This window comes from Geodermatophilus sp. URMC 61 (assembly GCF_052931555.1).
Genome location: NZ_JBRFHZ010000002.1, coordinates 634560 through 649834, shown reverse-complemented (window position 1 = coordinate 649834; position 15275 = coordinate 634560). Strand labels below are relative to the sequence as shown.

The window sequence follows — 15275 nt, the reverse complement described above, 5'->3', positions numbered from 1 at the left end:
GGAACCCCGCCCGAGCCTGGCCGCGTTCGCACACGCGTACGCGTTCGGACGCAGCTAGCGCGCAGCCGCCTCCGCTGTCCGCTGACCGGCGTCAGCCCCAGTAGAGGCGGAAGCCCACCCGGCGCGCGCTGTCCTCGGTCAGGGTCGCCATGTCGATCTGTCGACGTGCCTGCTCGTCGACCGGTTCGTCGGAGAGCGCCTCCAGGTAGCGGCGGTGCTCGGTCAGCGAGGCCACTGCCTTCTCCACCCCCGCGGACACGTCCATGACGTGCGGTGGCTCCGGGTCGATCGTGTGCACGGCGACGTACTGGACGCCGGACCACCGCTCCTCGGTCAGGTCCGGGAAGATCCACTCGTTCCCGGCATCGGCTACCGCGTCGAGCACGCTCTGGGTCAGCGCCCGGTGGTCGGCGGAGTTCAGGTAGCCCGGGGTGACCCCGGGCGGCGTCCACGTCGGGCCCCCGTACATGGTCAGCACCAGCTCCGGCCGGTGCCGGCGGATCGAGGCGGCCAGGTCGCGGCGCAGCCCCACCCCGGCCTCGAGCACGCCGTCCCGGTGGCCGAGGAACTCCACCTCCGACACCCCGACGACGGCGGCCGAGCGGCGCTCCTCCTCCTCGCGCAGCGGACCGGCCTCGGCCGGTGACATCCCGGCGATGCCCGCCTCCCCGCGGGTGGCCAGCAGGTAGTGGACCTCCTTGCCGGCCGCCGTCCAGACCGCGACGGCCGCTGCCGCCCCGTACTCGATGTCGTCGGGGTGCGCGGCCACGACCAGGGCGCGCTGCCAGTCGTCGGGCATCGGGAGAGGCGGCATGGCGGGCAGTCTGCTCCCCGGGGACGACGGAAGGCGACCCCTCGGCGCTCACCCCAGGAGGTCGTCCAGCGGCGGCTTCTCCCGCCAGCCCTGCACCAGCGGAGCCAGCCCGTCGGACAACCCGGGCAGCTCGGCGTCCAGCGGCAGGACGGCGAGCAGCTGCAGGTCGCGACCGCGCTCGGCCACCGCGGCCAGCCGGTCGTCCAGCGGCGAGAGTCGCAGCCTCGCGGCTTCGGCGGCGTACCCGGATCGCACGGCCGGTGGCGCCCCCGCCAGGTCCCACTCCCGCAGCCCGCGGTGCACGTGCTCGAGGTCCGAGGCCACCGGCCCGGTCGTCGTCGGGAGGAGGTTGTAGAACGGCGCGTCCCCGTGCACCGGCTGCACGTGCGCGTCCGGGAAGGCGGCCGAGAACGCGGCCGGGTCCTCGGCCAGGGGACGCAGCAGCCCCCACTCGGCGCGGGCACGCTCGACGTCCTCCTCCGGCAGCAGCCCGGGCAGCCGGTCGAGCCCCTCGGCGACGGAGGCGTCCAGCGGGAACCACCAGCCCAGCTCCACGGGACAGTCGGCCAGGACCGCGTGCAGGCGGGCCACCGCGGCCCCCTGGTCCTCCTCGGGCACCGGTCCGGCGCTGACCTCCACGAGCTCCCACGCGGTCATCGCCTGCCCGTCGTGGACCCACGGCCGGGCCGCGGCCGGCCGCACCGCTGGGAAGGCACGCTCGGCGAGCCAGGCGCAGACGGCGAGCTCAATCTGCATCTGCGCCAGCTGCCCGGCTGGGTCGGCGCGGACGGTGTGCGGCAGCACGGTGGGCACCCGGACCACCACCGGGGCCGGCGCCAGGTGCACGACGACCGAGAAGACGTCGTAGAGCACCACGGGCTCCCGCACGTCCAGCCCCTCCGCCAGACCCGCGGCGACGGCCGCCGCCACCGCGCGCTGCCGTCGGGCCGCCGTGGCCCCACTGCTCATCCGGCGAGCGTGCCAGAGCACTGCCCTGCGGAACGACGAGCGACGAGACGGCGGACCTCATCCCCCACTGGCCGCCTCGACGTGCTGCCGGGCCACCGCGAGCAGCGCGGCACCGGCGGGGGACGACGGCCCGCCCGTGCGCCACGCCAGCTCGATGCGTGAGGTCACCGGCGGGTCCAGCGGCAGCGCACGCAGCCGGTCCGCCGCGGCGGCCGCCACCGACGCCGGGACGACGCCGGTGCCGAGGCCGCGCTCGGCGAGCAGGCAGATCATCTCCAGGCCGGTCGCCTCGCAGGCCACCACCGGCGCCACCCCCGCGGCTGCGCACGCCGCGTCGAGCGCCGCCCGGCCGCCGGTGCCCGGTGGCAGCGCGACGAGCCGGTGGGACGCCAGCTGGGCCACGGTCAGCGAGCGCCCGCGCAGCGGACTGTCGGCTGGGACCACGGCGACCTGCTGCTCCTCGTACAGGACCGCCGTCTCGACTCCGGCCGGCGGCCGCTGGGCGCGACCCACCCAGGCCAGGTCCAGCCGGCCGGCGGACAGCGCCGCGAGCAGGTCGGCGCTGGCGCCCTCGACCAGAACCACCTCGACGGCAGGGTGAGTCGCGGAGAAGTCGGCCAGCAGGTCGGCCAGCACGGTCGACGTGCACCCGACGACCATGCCGACCTCCACGCGCCCCCGGAGCAGCCCGGTCACCTCATCGGCGACGTCCCGGGCCGCCGCGACCGCGGCCAGCGCCGCACGGGCGTGCACCAGCACCGCGGCACCCGCCTCCGTCGGCGTCGCGCCGCTGCGCCCCCGCCGGAACAGCTGCACGCCCAGCTCCCGCTCCAGCGTCCGGACCGCCGCGCTCACCGCCGGCTGGGCCACCAGCTCCCGCTGCGCGGCCGCGGTGAAGCTGCCCTCCTCGGCCACCGCGACGACGTACCGGAGCTGGTGCAGTTCCATCACGCCAGGCTATGGAAACCAGCACCATCGTGTCTTGGACTTCTGGCTCGGCCGGCCGCACGGTGGAGGCATGACCGACTCCACCACCCCGGCCGAGCTGGCCGACACGTACTTCCGCTCCTGGCTGGCCCGCGACTTCGACACCCTCCGGGCCGTGCTGGACGACGACTGCACGTTCCGCGGCCCCCTGGGCACGGCCGACGATGCCGACACCTGCGTCACCGGCCTGCGCGGGATGAGCCGGGTGCTCGAGGACGTCGTCGTCCGCCACCGGTTCGTCGACGGGGACGACGTGCTGACCTGGTTCGACCTGTACACGACCGGTGCGCCAGCGGCCCCGACGGCCAACTGGATGCACACACGGGGTGGGCGGATCGTGCGCATCCAGGTCACCTTCGACCCCCGGCCACTACTGGTGACCCCGCAGTGACCCGTCGGAGGATGGGCGCATGGTCGACGATGCGGACCTCGCCCACCTGCGCCGCTGCGTGGCGCTCGCCGGCGCGGCTCTCGACGCCGGTGACGAGCCGTTCGGGTCGGTGCTGGTGGACGCCGACGGCCGGGTCCGCTTCGAGGACTCCAACCACGTGGCCGGCGGCGACGCCACCCAGCACCCCGAGTTCGCCATCGCCCGCTGGGCTGCCGCGCACCTGACCCCCGACGAGCGGGCCGCGGCCACCGTCTACACCTCCGGCGAGCACTGCCCGATGTGCGCCGCCGCGCACGCCTGGGTCGGTCTCGGCCGGATCGTCTACGCCAGCTCCTCGGCCCAGCTCACGGCCTGGCTGGCCGAACTCGGCGTCCCGCCGGCTCCGGTCCGCCCGCTGCCGGTCAACGACGTCGCCCCGGGCGTGCCGGTCGAGGGCCCGGTGCCCGGCCTGGACGAGGAGGTCCACGAGCTGCACCGGCGCCGGTTCGGCTAGCGCCCGGCGACCTCCAGGAGGACGGCGGCCAGCGCGTCCGACGCGCTGACCATCGGTTCGTGGCCGGTGGCGAGCTCGACCACCTCCCACCCCGGCTGCGTGCGCACGAGCCGGCGGGAGGGTTCGATGGTCGCCACGGCCGGTGCGGTGCAGTCGACGTAGGTGCGCGGCCGGGCGGCCCACCGGTCCGCGTCGAAGTGCAGCGGGTCGTCGTACGTCCCACCGGGCTGCGGGGTCTGCCGCCGCTCCACCCACGCCGCGTCGTCCCCGGTGAGCCCGTACGCCGACACCGGCGGCGGCGGGAGGTGCCCGTGCTCGGCGATCGCCGCCCGGCGGGCGGCCCGCGTCTCCGGTGGGTTGCCGTCGGCCCAGCTCTGGCCGGGCGTCGGGACGACGGCGTCGACGTACGCCAGCCGGCCGACCTCCTCGCCCAGCCGGTCGGCCGCCCCGGTGATGACGAGACCGCCGTAGCTGTGCCCGACGAGGACGGCGCCCCGGCACTCCTCCGCCCGCACGACCGCCACGACGTCCTCGACGTGCGTGGCGAGCGTGGTCTGCGACGAGAGCTGGTGCGCGCGCTCTCCCACCCCGGTCAGCGGCACGGCGACGACGCGGTGCCCGGCCCGCTCCAGCGCTGGCGGCACCCGCTCCCAGCACCAGGCGCCGTGCCAGGCCCCCGCGACGAGGACGAGGGTGGTCATCGGCCCCGCGCCACTCTCAGCGCGATGCGGACGAGCGGCACCTGCAGCGGCAGCCGGACGGCGGCGACCGTCATCGGCAGCGCCCGCCGCGGCACCACGCGGAAGGTGTGCAGGTGGGCGGGCACGAACGCCACCAGCAGTGCCGCCGCGGCCCACCCCCCGGCCCGCCGCGTCGCCGGCACCGCCATCAACCCGGCGGTGACGATCTCGGCCACTCCGCTGGCGTACACCCAGGCGCGGGCGGCGTCCAGCTCCGGCGGCACCAGCCACTCGTACGTGCTCGGCCGGACCAGGTGCAGCACCCCCGACCCACCGAGCGCCGCCGCCAGGACCGTCGCCGTCCGCGTGAGCTCCACGCGGTCACCGTAGGCTCGCGGTTCGTGTCCGCCCTCGACCTGGCCATCGCGGCGGGCGTCGCCCTCGTCGCCGGCGCGATCAACTCCGTCGCCGGCGGCGGATCGCTGATCCTCTTCCCCACGCTCGTCGCGCTGGGGCTGGGGACCGTGGCCGCCAACGTCACCAACTCGATCGCCCAGTGGCCGGGCTACCTCGGCGGCGTCCTCGGCTTCCGGTCGGAGTACGCCGGCCAGCGCGGCCGGTTGCTCCGCTTCGGCCTGGTCGCGCTGCTCGGCGGCGTGACCGGCAGCGTCGTGCTGCTCACGACGCCCACCTCGGCCTTCGACGTCGTCGTCCCCGTGCTGGTCCTGCTGGCCAGCCTGCTGCTGGCCGTGCAGCCGCTGATCACCCGGCGGCTGCGCCGGGCCCAGGACGCCGGTCCCCGGCGCGACCCGGCGTGGCTGTACGTGGCGCTGTTCCTGGCCACCGTCTACGGCGGCTACTTCGGCGGCGCGCTCGGCGTCATCCTGGTGGGCGTCCTCGGGGTGGGCCTGCACCGGTTGAAGCTGGCGAACGCGCTGAAGTCGGCGCTCTCGGCGGTCACCGCCACCGTCACCGTCGTCGTGTTCGGCCTGTTCGGACCGGTCGACTGGCCGGTCGTGGCCGTCGCCGCCCCCGCGAGCCTGCTGGGTGGCTTCCTCGGCGCCCGCATCGCCACCCGCATCCCGACCACGCCGCTGCGGGTCTTCATCGTCGCGTTCGGCATCGCCGTGTCGGTCTACCTGTTCGCCCGGATCTGACCCGCGCGTGGACCCGGTCGCCCTCGCCGTCTCCGGCACGGTCCTCGTCGCGACGCTGCTGGCGGCGGCCCACAGCGGTCCACGCCCGCATGCCGCGACCGTCGCCGCCCCCGGAGCGGTGTTGCTCGTGCTGGTCGGTGCGGTCGGCTGGCCGGACGCCGAGCAGGCGGTAGGCGAGATCGCGCCGACCGTGGCCTTCCTGGTGCTGATCCTGCTGCTGGCCCTCCTCGTTGCTCTCGAGGGCCTGTTCGGCTGGGCCGGTGCGGTGACCGCGCAGCGCTCGGAGCGGTCGGCCGAGCGGTTGCTCACCCGCGTCGCGCTGCTGGCCGCTGCGGTCACCGCGGTGCTCAGCCTCGACGCGACCGCCGTCCTGCTGCTGCCGGTGGTCGTGGCGACCGCCGCCTCCGTGGGCGTGCGCGCCCGGCCGCACGCCTGGGCGACCGGTCACCTGGCCAACTCCGCGTCGCTGCTGCTGCCGGTGTCCAACCTGACCAACCTGCTGGCCTTCGCCGCGACGGGGCTGACCTTCCTGCACTTCACCGGGCTGGTGCTCGGTCCGTGGCTGGCCGCGGTGGCCGTCGAGTACTTGGTGCTGCGGTAGCTCTTCCGAGCCGACCTCGCCGCGTCTGGGGACGCCGTCCCGGCCGACGTCCCGCCGGTGCCGCGCCGGGCGATCGCGGTGGTGGGGCTGGCCGTCGTCGGGCTCGCCGTCGCCTCCGGCCTCGGCCTCTCCCCGCCTGGCCGGCGCTCGCCGGGGTCGTCGTCCTGGCCGCCCGACGGCTGGTCGCCCGCACCACCCGGGTCTCCGAGGTGGTCTAGGCCCGTGCTGATCGGCGTGAACATCGGGCCCAACCTCAGCTACGCCGGGTCGCTGGCCAACCTGCTGTGGCGGCGGACGCTGGGCGAGGCCGCTCCCTCCGCCGCCCGGTTCAGCGCCGTCGGGCTGGCCACCGTGCCGCTCACCCTGGCCGCCGCGACCGTGGCGCTGTGGGCCGCGTTACACGTGTGACGGAGGGGTCCACCCGCCGGCGGACACGCCCCGAGCGTCCCCGCAGAGCCCGGGCGCCTGCCTAGCGTCGGGTCATGCGCGAGAACCGACTCTCCCCGGTCCGGCACGCGAACGACACCGCCCGGGTCCAGCAGCTGCACCTGATCGCCGCGGCGCGGGCCGCGGCCGTGCGGCCGACGTCCGAGCAGCAGGTCTCCGACATCGTCCGCGTCACCGTGGACGACGAGGTCGACACCCGCACCTTCCGGGCGATCGTCACCGACATCGCCGACGACCTGCTCCGCTGACGGGCGATCTCCGCGGGAACGGCCGGGGGGTCACTCCCCGCCGCGGCCGGGCTCGCCGATCGCGATCATCGCCTCCACCGCCCGGCGGGCCCGGGCCGCGGTCTCGGCGTCGACGTCCACCGCGCCCTCGCCGGTGCGCAGCGTCTGCAGCAGCTTGGCCGGCGTGATCATCTTCATGTAGCGACAGGCGGCTCGGTCGTTCATCGGGATGAACCGGGTGCCGGCGTTGAGCGCCCGCAGCTGGTGCAGGATGCCGACCTCGGTGGCGACCAGCACCTGCGACGCCGACGTCCTCGCCGCCTCCTCGACCATGCCGCCGGTGGACAGCACGCGGGTGCGGTCGGCCGGCAGGTCGCCGTGGCTGACCAGGTCGAGCACCGAGGTGGTGCAGCCGCACTCCGGGTGCACCAGGATCTCGGCGTCCGGGTGGGCGGCCACCTGCGCGCGGACGTCGGCCGGGCTGATGCCGGCGTGCACGTGGCACTCCCCCGCCCACACGTGGACGTTCTCCCGCCCGGTCACCCGCTTGACGTGCGCACCGAGGAACTGGTCGGGGCAGAAGAGGACCTCCCGGTCCTCCGGGATGGACCGGATGACGTCGGCGGCGTTGGACGACGTGCAGCAGATGTCGGTCTCGGCCTTCACCGCCGCGGTCGTGTTCACGTAGCTGACCACGACGGCGCCGGGGTGCTCGGCCTTCCACTCGCGCAGCTGCTCGGCGGTGATCGAGTCGGCCAGCGAGCAACCGGCCCCGTGGTCGGGCAGCAGCACGGTCTTGTCCGGCGAGAGGATCTTCGCCGTCTCGGCCATGAAGTGGACGCCGCAGAAGACGATCTCGCGGGCGTCGGTCTGCGCCGCGACCCGCGACAGGTACAGCGAGTCGCCGGTGAAGTGGGCGACGTCCTGGATCTCGGGGACCTGGTAGTTGTGCGCCAGGATCACCGCGCCGCGCTCCTCGGCCAGCCGGCGGACCTCCGCCGCCCACGTCTCGTACTCGGCCGGCGAGAGGGTGCGCTCGTCGCCGGCGACGGCGGGGGTGGCGGGCGCGATGGTGGCGGTCACGGGGCTCCTCGGCTGGGTGGGTGCGGCCACATGATCCCCCGCGCACGTCGGCGGCTGTGGCGCGGGGCACGCCGTGCAACGCCGTCCTCGCGTCCGCCCTTCCCCGTCACCGCCGGGCGACGTGGAGGAGGTGGGTGACCCGCGGGCCCTCGACGACCCGCGGGTCCTCGGAGAGCACCTCGGCCGGGCCGCCGGAGCCGAGGAACGCCCGGCCCGGGCCCAGCACGACGGGCACCCGGTGGAGCGCCACCCGGTCGATCACCCCTCGGAGAACGCCTGGCCGCCGACGTCCCCGGCCGCCACCGAGACGCCACGGTCACCGGCCGAGGCCCTGGCCTGCCCGGTCGCGCTGCGCACGCCGGGGAGGACGGGGTCCGTCGTCACCGGAGGTGGCCGGTGTCGTTGACGAGGCGGACGGCGGCCCGCCCGTCGGAGCGCCACGCGACGGTGCTCAGGGACGCCGCCTCGAGGAACACCCGGTGGACGACGTCGTCGGGCACGTCGAGGCCGGCGGCGAGCAGCAGCTTGATCGGCGTGACGTGGGAGATGACGAGCACCGTCTTCCCGGCGTGCGCGCGCAGGATGCGGGCCCGTGCGCGGGTGACCCGCTCGCTGACGTCGGCGACCGACTCCCCGCCGGGTGCCGTGACCGTGGTCTCCTCGGCGAACCGGCGCGCGGCCAGCGGGTGCCGCTGCTTCGCCTCCTCGGCGGTGAGGCCCTCGAAGTCGCCGAAGTCGAGCTCGACCAGGTCGTCGTCGTACTGCACCGGCAGCCCGAGCACCGCGCCGACCACCTCGGCGGTCTCCCGGGTGCGGCGCAGCGGAGAGGCCACGACGACGTCGATCCCGAGCTCCTGCGCCCGTTTCGCCGACGCCTCGGCCTCGGCGCGGCCGATCGCCGAGAGCGGCAGGTCGTTGCGGCCGCTGTACCGACGTTCCGGCGTGTGCTCGGTCCGGCCGTGTCGCAGCAGGTGCGTGACGGTGGTGACGGCGGGCGCGCGGGGGGTCACCGGCTGGACGTCGTCCTCCGCGGTGGTGGGCTCGGCGGCGGCGTCGCGGTGCACCGGCCGGCCGTCCATCGCGCTGTTGGCCAGCGCATCGGCGGCGCCGTTCTGCGCGCGGGGCACCCAGGTGTAGCGGACGCCGCCCAGCTGCCGGGCGATCTGCTGGGCCTGCAGCGCCAGCTTCTGCATGTCGGGGTGCTTGACCTTCCAGCGACCCGACATCTGCTCGACGACGAGCTTGGAGTCCATCCGCACCTCGACGTCGGCGGTCGGGTCGAGGTCGAGCGCGGCCTGCAGCCCGGCGACGAGGCCGCCGTACTCGGCGACGTTGTTGGTCGCCCGGCCGACGGACTCCGCCCGCTCCGCCAGCACCTTCCCGGTCGCCGCGTCCCGCACGAGAGCGCCGTAGCCGGCCGGGCCGGGGTTGCCGCGCGAGCCGCCGTCGGCCTCGACGATCAGCCTGCGCATCAGAGGCCCGACTCAGCGGTGCGCACGAGGATCCGGCCGCAGTTGTCGCACCGGACCACCTCGTGGGGGTCGGCGTTGCGCACGGTGGCGAGCTCCTTCCCGAACAGCTCGATGCGGCAGCCCTGGCACTGGCGCGCCTTGAGCACCGCCGCGCCGGTACCGCCGGTCTGGGTGCGGATCCGCTCGTAGAGGGCCAGCAGGTCGGCGGGGATGCGGGCGGCGGCCTCGGTGCGGGCGGCCTCGTGCTGCGCCGTCCCGTCGGCGATGTCGGCCAGGGCGTCGTCGCGCAGCTTCCGGGCACGCTCCAGCTCGGCCTGCGCCGTCTCCTGCCCCCGCCGCGCCTCGGCGAGGGCGGCCTCCGCGGTCTCGAGCTGCTCCATGAGCTCGAGCTCCTGGTCCTCCAGGTCCGTCTGCCGCCGCGCCAGCGACTGCATCTCGTGCTGCAGGTCGGTCATCTGCTTGGCCGAGACGCTGCCGGAGTCCAACAACCCCTGGTCGCGGGCCGCCCGCGCGCGCACCGTCTCGACGTCCCCCTCGAGCCGCTTGACCTCCCGCTGCAGGTCGCGCACCTCGGTCTCGGCGCGCACCGCGGCGGCGGCCAGCTCCCGTTCCGACTCGGCCGCGGCCTCGACCGCGGCATTCTCCGGGAGGGTGCGCCGGCGGTGGGCCAGCTGACCCAGGGCGACGTCCTCGGCGGCGAGGGCCAGCAGCTTCTGCTGGTCGAAGTGGTCGGCCTTCACCCGTCCAACCTACCGGGGCACCGCCCCGGCCCCGGCCCCCGTGCAGGGTCCCGCCGCGAGCGCGCGAGCGGTGGGGGCACGGGGGTCCTTCCACCACCTGCGGCTCGGGTGCTCCCCTGCCGCTCCCGGCGGTGCGGACTCCCGTGGGTCGGGCAGCGCGGGAGGTCGGGTCCTCTCGCTCGGCGGTGTCGTCGGTCTCCGCCGTCCCGTCGACGCCCTCGGCCACCTCGGCCGCCCGGGGGGCCAGCGTGACGGCGACAGCGACCAGCAGGGGTGAGGAAGGCGGCGTAGCCGCTCGACCCCGGGTCCAGGCCGAGCGGGGTCGACCGGCCGCGGGCGACGGCCGGGTCAGCGGCCGACCCCGGCGTGCGCCGTCCACGGGTCGGTGCGCCGCGTGGAGACGGCCACCTCCACCCGACCGGACAGGTCGTGCGACAGGACGTCGGCCGCGACCGGCAGCCAGGGCCACTCGGAGGCGAAGTGCGCCACGTCACACACCGCCGGGCCGGGGATCTCCTGCGCCTCGGACACCGGGTGGTGCCGCAGGTCGCTGGTCAGGAGGACGTCGGCACCGGCGGCCGCGGCGGCGGGTAGGAGCGAGCCGCCACTGCCGCCGCAGACGGCGACGGTCTCGATGCGGCGTCCCGGGTCGCCGGCCGCGCGGACGCCACCGACGGTCGCGGGCAGCGTTGCGGCCACGCGTTCGGCGAACCCCGCGAGGGTGACCGGCTCGGGGAGTCGTCCGACGCGTCCGAGCCCGGCGCGGGGATCGGTGGCGGAGGGCTGGAGCGGACGGGTGCCGATGAGGCCGAGCGCGGCGGCGAGGGCGTCGTTCACGCCGGAGTCGGGCGCCCGGTCGGCGTTGGTGTGCGCGACGAACAGGCCGGCGCCGGCCCGGACCAGGCGGTGCACCAGGCGGCCCTTGGGGTCGTGGGCCGGGACGCCGTGGACCGCGGTCAGGAACAGCGGGTGGTGGGTGACCAGCAGCTGGGCGCCGGTCTCGACGACCTCGTCGACGACGGTGGCCACCGGGTCGACGGCGAACAGCACCCTCTCCACCGGTTCGTCCGGATCGCCGCAGACGAGCCCGACGGCGTCCCAGTCCTCGGCCAGCGCGGGGTCGTAGCGCGCCTCCAGTGCGGCGACGACCTCCCCCAGGGTCACGGTCACCGGCCGGACTGTAGGTCAGCCGGCAGCCGTCGGTGAGGGTCGGGCCCCGGCCGGCGCCCGGGGGCCCGGCACGTCTCCCCGCGGACGGCGCGACGCCCGCACGACCCGGGCCAGCACCGACGGGGACAACAGGGTGGACGGCGGCGCCTCGAGCTGGGCGACCCGCACGAACGCCGTCCTGATCGCGGGGTCGACCGCCATCGAGCGCTGCAGCGTGGCCATGTACGCGTTCACCATCCGGGTCCTCCGGTCGACCCGACCGCGGTAGCCGGGCAGTCGCGTGGTGCCGCCGATGGACATCTGCCAGGGGACGTCGACGACCGACGCGCAGTCCCGCCAGAAGTCCTGGGCCAGGGAGGGCCGGTCCACCCCCCGGCGGAGGACGTCCCCCAGCACGAGGGCCTCCAGGGCGGCCACGGTCATCCCCTGGCCGTAGACGGGGTCGAAGCTGCAGACCGCGTCGCCGATGACCAGCAGCCCCCGCGGCGAGCGCGCCAGCCGCTCGTACCGCCGGCGGACCGACGCCGGGAACCGGAACCGCCGCGGCTCGTCGAGCGGGACGCTGGAGGTAATCACGTCGTGCAGGAGCGGCGAGCAGAGGGTCGCGGCGTAGGCCTCGAAGCCGTCGGGGTCGATCGGCGGCCGGTCGCCGAAGAGACCGGCGAGGGTGCAGACCCACCGGTCGCCCTCCTGCGCGAACAGGCCACCGCCCCGCTGGGTGTCCGGGGAGGCGTTGACGACGACCCCCAGGGCGCCGTCGACGTCGGCGGGGTCCCGCCGGTACTGGCGGGTGGCGTAGGTGAGGTCGACCTGCACCCGCTCCTCACCGGGCGGTGCGAAGCCGAGCTCGGACAGCCACGCCGACGCCCGGGACCGCCGGCCGGAAGCGTCGACGACGAGCCCGGCGTCCCACCGGCGCGGCTCGTCGGTCGGGTCGTCCCGGTCCACCGCGGTGACCCCCGTGACCCGGCCCGAGCCGTCGTGCAGCAGGGCGCGGACGTCGACCCGCTCCTGGACGCTGGTGCGGGGGTCGGCCAGGACCCGGCGGCGCACCTCCCGCTCGAGCAGCGGCCGGCTGACCATCAGCGTGCGCAGGCCGGAGCGGCCGGGGGTCATCGACCGACCGTCGGTGATCCAGCGGAAGACCTCCTGCGGGTCCCCGGGCAGGGCTCCGTGCGCCTCGAGCTCGGCGGTCAGTCCCGGCAACAGCTCCTCGAGGGCACGCAGACCCCGGGACAGCAGCGCGTGCGCGTGCGCGGACTGCGGAGCGCCACCCCGCGGAACGGCGTCCTCGGGCAGGGTGTCGCGGTCCAGCACGACGACCCGGCCGACGGACTCGGCGAGCACGCGGGCCGCGAGCAACCCGGCGATGCCCGCCCCGATGACGACGGCGGTGCCGTCCCGGCCGGTGGTGGGCACGGTCATCCCGACCTCCAGGTCCCGCCGCCCTACCGCGGCGGCTCCTGGACACCCGGATGCCGAACCCGCCCCGCCTGATACACCGACCCGCTGATCGCGTCGTCCACGGGCCGGGCCATGGCGACGCGGCGGCCGTGCCGGGTGAGGCCGAGTTCCGCCTCGTGCGCGGCGAGCGCCTGCAGCTCCGGCCCCAGGTCGTCGGTTCCCCGCCATCCGTGCCGGGCGTACCAGGGCCCGTTCCACGGCACGTCGGCGTACGTGAGCAGCGTGACCCGTCGAGCGCCGGCCACCCGGGCCTCGGACACCGCGGCCTCGAGCAGCGCCGCCCCGATGCCTCGCCGCATCGCCGACGGTTGCACCGACAGCTGCTCCAGGTGCACGTCACCGTCCACCCGCTCCAGGACGGCGAACCCCTGCACCGGCCGCCCGGCCACCAGCACCCGCCACGCCTGGGCCCGCACCGCGGCCGGGGCGGGCGCCGGCAGGTCCAGCACGCCCCGCGCCCGGAACAGCTCGTCGGCGGCCGCCTCGACCGCGGGGAGCTCCAGGAGGTCCGCGGCGGAGGCGACCCGGACGACGACACCGGTCACGGGCGCAGCCTGGCAGAGCGGGGGATGGAAAGCTCAGGACCCGTGGCGGAGCGGGCGTTGCGTGCACCGGCCTGGCTGGAGGAGCTGGTGCGCACGACCCCGCCCCCGGTGCCGTGGCGGGACGTCGTCCGCTTCGCCGTGACCGTGCCCGCGCCCCTCGCCGTGGCGGTCGCGGTCGAGGGCGGCATCGAGCCGGGCCCGGTGCTCGGGGCGGGCGTGTTCGCCACGACCGGCGCGCTCGCCGGCAGCCTGGCCCCGCAGGGCGGCCCGCTGCGCGACCGGCTGCGCCGCACCGCCGCGGCCACGGTCTTCGGCGGCATCGGGCTGGTACTCGGGCAGTTCGCGTCCGGCGGCGGGTGGCTGCCGGTGGTCGTCGTCGCGGTCGCGGCCGCGCTGGCGGCGTTCATCAGCGCGGTCAACGCCGCGCTCTCCCTCGGGTCGCTGCAGCTGCTGGTCTACACCGCCCTCGCCTCGGGCCTGGTCACCCCGCTGTCCGCCGCGGCCGAGGTCGGCTGCTTCGTCGCCGGGACGGCGTGGGCGACGCTCACCACGCTGGTCCAGTACGCCACCGAGCCCAACGACCCCGACCGGACGGCGGTCGCCGCCGTCTTCACCCGCATCGGCGAGCTGCTCGCCGCGGCCGGGACGTCCCAGGCCGAGGAGGCGCGCCGGAAGCTGACCACCGCCCTCAACGACGCCTACGACCGGGTCATCCGCTCGCGCAGCCGCACCGCGGGGCGCAGCCGCGAGCTCTCCGAACTGGCCGGGGTCCTCAACGCGGCGGCGCCGCTGGTCGAGGGCACGGTCGCCACGGCGCGCGCCGGGTCGCCCGCCGACCCGCAGGACGTCGGCGCGGTGCACGCCCTCGCGGCCGCGGTGGCCGGGAGGGAGGAGCTGCCCGAGGAGCGGCCGGAGCCCCTGGAGGAGGGCGAGCCCACCCGGCGCGCGGTGCGCCACGGACTGCGGCTGGCGTGGAACGTGGTCGGTGACCCCGAGGAGCGGGCCGGCGCCGCGGTCCCCCAGCCGCGACCGGACTGGCGCAGCCGCCTGCGCGACGTCGCCGACCGCACGCTGGGCAGCCCCGACACCCGCGGCTTCGCCGTCCGCCTGGCGCTGTGCATGACGATCGCCGAGATCGCCCGCCAGTACCTGCCCATCGAGCGGCCCTACTGGGTGCTGCTCACCGTCGCGATCGTGCTCAAGCCCGACTTCGGGTCGGTCTTCACCCGCGCCGTGCAGCGCGGGGCGGGCACGCTGCTCGGCGTCCTCCTCGGCTCGCTGCTGCTGGCCGTGCTGCCGCGCACCGCGTGGGTGCTCGTCGCCATGGCCGCGGCCGCCGCGCTGCTGCCGTGGGCCCGCGGCGCCAACTTCGGCCTGTTCTCGGTCTTCCAGACGCCGGTGATCATCCTGCTGCTGGACATCGCCCTGCCCGGCGGCCCGGGCCTGGTGGGTGCGCGACTGCTCGACACCCTCATCGGCTGCGCGATCGTGCTGGTCTTCGGCTACCTGCTGTGGCCGCAGACCTGGCGGGCACCCCTCGACGAGGCGCTGCGCGACGCCGCCCACGCCCTGGACGAGTTCGTCGAGGCGGCGTTCACCGGCAGCCCCACCGAGCGGCGCCGCGCCCGCCGCCGCAGCTACCGCGCGCTCACCGAGCTGCACACCCAGCTGCAACGCCGGCTGGCCGAGCCGCCGCCGGTGAGCACCCGCGCCGCCGCGTTCTGGCCGGTCATCGTCCAGCTGGAACGGACGTCGGACGCCGTGACCGAGGCCGTGATCGCCACCCGGCACGGCGAGCCGGCGCCCGACCTGGCGCAGGTCGCCGTCCTCCGCCGCGCCATCCGGGAGCTGGAGGACGACATCCGGGCGCACCGGCCGCCCGACGACGCCGAGATCCACGCCGACGGCGTCCTGGCACCGGTCGCCCGCGAGGTGGACGCCGCCCGCCGGCTGGTCCGCGACGCCGCCCCCGGCCGCCGTCCGGGCACGGCCGTCGCCGACGAGTAGGCCGGCGCCGCCCGGGTGAGGATGGCCG

20 protein-coding genes are annotated in these 15275 nt (G+C 76.1%); 7 read left to right on the top strand and 13 right to left on the bottom strand.

The window, feature by feature from the left end:
• Positions 1-91: 91 nt before the first annotated feature.
• Genes ACU610_RS03085 through ACU610_RS03075 form a run of 3 tightly spaced genes read right to left on the bottom strand, consistent with a single transcriptional unit; the run spans position 92 to position 2731 of the window.
• Positions 92-814 (bottom strand): PIG-L deacetylase family protein, encoded by a 723-nt coding sequence (locus tag ACU610_RS03085; RefSeq protein ID WP_446766247.1) that lies wholly within the window; start codon positions 812-814, stop codon positions 92-94.
• Positions 815-862: 48 nt separating this feature from the next.
• Positions 863-1783: a hypothetical protein gene (locus tag ACU610_RS03080; RefSeq protein ID WP_446766246.1), complete on the bottom strand. Its 921-nt coding sequence runs from the start codon at positions 1781-1783 to the stop codon at positions 863-865.
• Positions 1784-1840: 57 nt separating this feature from the next.
• Positions 1841-2731: a LysR family transcriptional regulator gene (locus ACU610_RS03075; protein ID WP_446766245.1), complete on the bottom strand. Its 891-nt coding sequence runs from the start codon at positions 2729-2731 to the stop codon at positions 1841-1843.
• A 70-nt stretch (positions 2732-2801) separates the two neighbouring features.
• On the opposite strand from ACU610_RS03075, the gene ACU610_RS03070 reads away from it, so the two are divergent.
• Together ACU610_RS03070 and ACU610_RS03065 are read left to right on the top strand one after the other, a co-directional pair.
• Complete coding sequence (locus ACU610_RS03070; protein WP_446766244.1) at positions 2802-3161, top strand: nuclear transport factor 2 family protein; 360 nt, start codon at positions 2802-2804, stop codon at positions 3159-3161.
• Between the two features lie 19 nt (positions 3162-3180).
• Entirely contained in the window at positions 3181-3654 is a 474-nt protein-coding gene (locus ACU610_RS03065; RefSeq protein WP_446766243.1) for a nucleoside deaminase, read from the top strand.
• Here ACU610_RS03065 and ACU610_RS03060 read toward each other — a convergent pair.
• A complete protein-coding gene (locus tag ACU610_RS03060; RefSeq protein WP_446766242.1) occupies positions 3651-4355 on the bottom strand; it encodes an alpha/beta fold hydrolase in 705 nt (234 codons plus the stop codon). The genes ACU610_RS03065 and ACU610_RS03060 overlap by 4 nt on opposite strands.
• The gene (locus ACU610_RS03055; protein ID WP_446766241.1) at positions 4352-4711 is read right to left on the bottom strand and encodes a DoxX family protein; all 360 of its coding nucleotides are present in this window, start codon (positions 4709-4711) and stop codon (positions 4352-4354) included. The genes ACU610_RS03060 and ACU610_RS03055 overlap by 4 nt, the downstream gene beginning before the upstream one ends.
• A 24-nt stretch (positions 4712-4735) precedes the next feature.
• Here ACU610_RS03055 and ACU610_RS03050 point away from each other — a divergent pair, with 24 nt between their 5' ends.
• The 4 genes from ACU610_RS03050 (at position 4736) to ACU610_RS03035 (ending at position 6787) form a co-directional block, all read left to right on the top strand.
• On the top strand, positions 4736-5491 hold the full coding sequence (locus tag ACU610_RS03050; protein ID WP_446766240.1) for a sulfite exporter TauE/SafE family protein: 756 nt from the start codon (positions 4736-4738) through the stop codon (positions 5489-5491).
• 7 nt (positions 5492-5498) lie between these two features.
• Positions 5499-6092, top strand: coding sequence for an SLC13 family permease (locus ACU610_RS03045; RefSeq protein WP_446766239.1), 594 nt, complete (start codon positions 5499-5501; stop codon positions 6090-6092).
• Positions 6093-6314: 222 nt separating this feature from the next.
• On the top strand, positions 6315-6500 hold the full coding sequence (locus ACU610_RS03040; RefSeq protein WP_446766238.1) for a hypothetical protein: 186 nt from the start codon (positions 6315-6317) through the stop codon (positions 6498-6500).
• 74 nt (positions 6501-6574) lie between these two features.
• A complete protein-coding gene (locus tag ACU610_RS03035; protein ID WP_446766237.1) occupies positions 6575-6787 on the top strand; it encodes a hypothetical protein in 213 nt (70 codons plus the stop codon).
• A gap of 30 nt (positions 6788-6817) precedes the next feature.
• On the opposite strand, the gene nadA is transcribed toward ACU610_RS03035, so the two are convergent.
• The 8 genes from nadA to ACU610_RS02995 all read right to left on the bottom strand — a co-directional run bounded on the left by nadA (position 6818) and on the right by ACU610_RS02995 (position 13240).
• Complete coding sequence (nadA, locus tag ACU610_RS03030) at positions 6818-7849, bottom strand: quinolinate synthase NadA (protein WP_446766236.1); 1032 nt, start codon at positions 7847-7849, stop codon at positions 6818-6820.
• A gap of 106 nt (positions 7850-7955) precedes the next feature.
• Entirely contained in the window at positions 7956-8111 is a 156-nt protein-coding gene (locus ACU610_RS03025; RefSeq protein WP_446766235.1) for a hypothetical protein, read from the bottom strand.
• On the bottom strand, positions 8108-8233 hold the full coding sequence (locus ACU610_RS03020) for a hypothetical protein (protein ID WP_446766234.1): 126 nt from the start codon (positions 8231-8233) through the stop codon (positions 8108-8110). Before ACU610_RS03020 ends, ACU610_RS03025 begins: the two co-directional genes overlap by 4 nt.
• A complete protein-coding gene (locus ACU610_RS03015; protein WP_446766233.1) occupies positions 8230-9321 on the bottom strand; it encodes a bifunctional RNase H/acid phosphatase in 1092 nt (363 codons plus the stop codon). The genes ACU610_RS03020 and ACU610_RS03015 overlap by 4 nt, the downstream gene beginning before the upstream one ends.
• Positions 9321-10061 carry a zinc ribbon domain-containing protein gene (locus ACU610_RS03010; protein WP_446766232.1) on the bottom strand — a complete coding sequence of 247 codons (741 nt, stop codon included), beginning with the start codon at positions 10059-10061 and terminating at the stop codon, positions 9321-9323. Before ACU610_RS03010 ends, ACU610_RS03015 begins: the two co-directional genes overlap by 1 nt.
• Before the next feature lie 348 nt (positions 10062-10409).
• Positions 10410-11231, bottom strand: coding sequence for a Nif3-like dinuclear metal center hexameric protein (locus ACU610_RS03005; protein ID WP_446766231.1), 822 nt, complete (start codon positions 11229-11231; stop codon positions 10410-10412).
• Positions 11232-11246: 15 nt separating this feature from the next.
• On the bottom strand, positions 11247-12656 hold the full coding sequence (locus ACU610_RS03000) for an NAD(P)/FAD-dependent oxidoreductase (RefSeq protein ID WP_446766230.1): 1410 nt from the start codon (positions 12654-12656) through the stop codon (positions 11247-11249).
• 23 nt (positions 12657-12679) lie between these two features.
• Positions 12680-13240 (bottom strand): GNAT family N-acetyltransferase, encoded by a 561-nt coding sequence (locus tag ACU610_RS02995; protein ID WP_446766229.1) that lies wholly within the window; start codon positions 13238-13240, stop codon positions 12680-12682.
• A gap of 57 nt (positions 13241-13297) precedes the next feature.
• Here ACU610_RS02995 and ACU610_RS02990 point away from each other — a divergent pair, with 57 nt between their 5' ends.
• Positions 13298-15247, top strand: a complete 1950-nt coding sequence (locus ACU610_RS02990) for an FUSC family protein (RefSeq protein ID WP_446766228.1) — start codon at positions 13298-13300, stop codon at positions 15245-15247.
• The last annotated feature ends 28 nt before the right edge of the window (positions 15248-15275 follow it).

Coding starts and splice junctions, on each gene's coding strand:
- ACU610_RS03015 (WP_446766233.1), bottom strand. CDS start 9,321: ATGCGCAGGCTGATCGTCGAGGCCGACGGCGGCTCGCGCGGCAACCCC.
- ACU610_RS03060 (WP_446766242.1), bottom strand. CDS start 4,355: ATGACCACCCTCGTCCTCGTCGCGGGGGCCTGGCACGGCGCCTGGTGC.
- ACU610_RS03065 (WP_446766243.1), top strand. CDS start 3,181: ATGGTCGACGATGCGGACCTCGCCCACCTGCGCCGCTGCGTGGCGCTC.
- ACU610_RS03085 (WP_446766247.1), bottom strand. CDS start 814: ATGCCGCCTCTCCCGATGCCCGACGACTGGCAGCGCGCCCTGGTCGTG.
- ACU610_RS03070 (WP_446766244.1), top strand. CDS start 2,802: ATGACCGACTCCACCACCCCGGCCGAGCTGGCCGACACGTACTTCCGC.
- ACU610_RS03080 (WP_446766246.1), bottom strand. CDS start 1,783: ATGAGCAGTGGGGCCACGGCGGCCCGACGGCAGCGCGCGGTGGCGGCG.
- ACU610_RS03035 (WP_446766237.1), top strand. CDS start 6,575: ATGCGCGAGAACCGACTCTCCCCGGTCCGGCACGCGAACGACACCGCC.
- ACU610_RS03000 (WP_446766230.1), bottom strand. CDS start 12,656: ATGACCGTGCCCACCACCGGCCGGGACGGCACCGCCGTCGTCATCGGG.
- ACU610_RS03075 (WP_446766245.1), bottom strand. CDS start 2,731: ATGGAACTGCACCAGCTCCGGTACGTCGTCGCGGTGGCCGAGGAGGGC.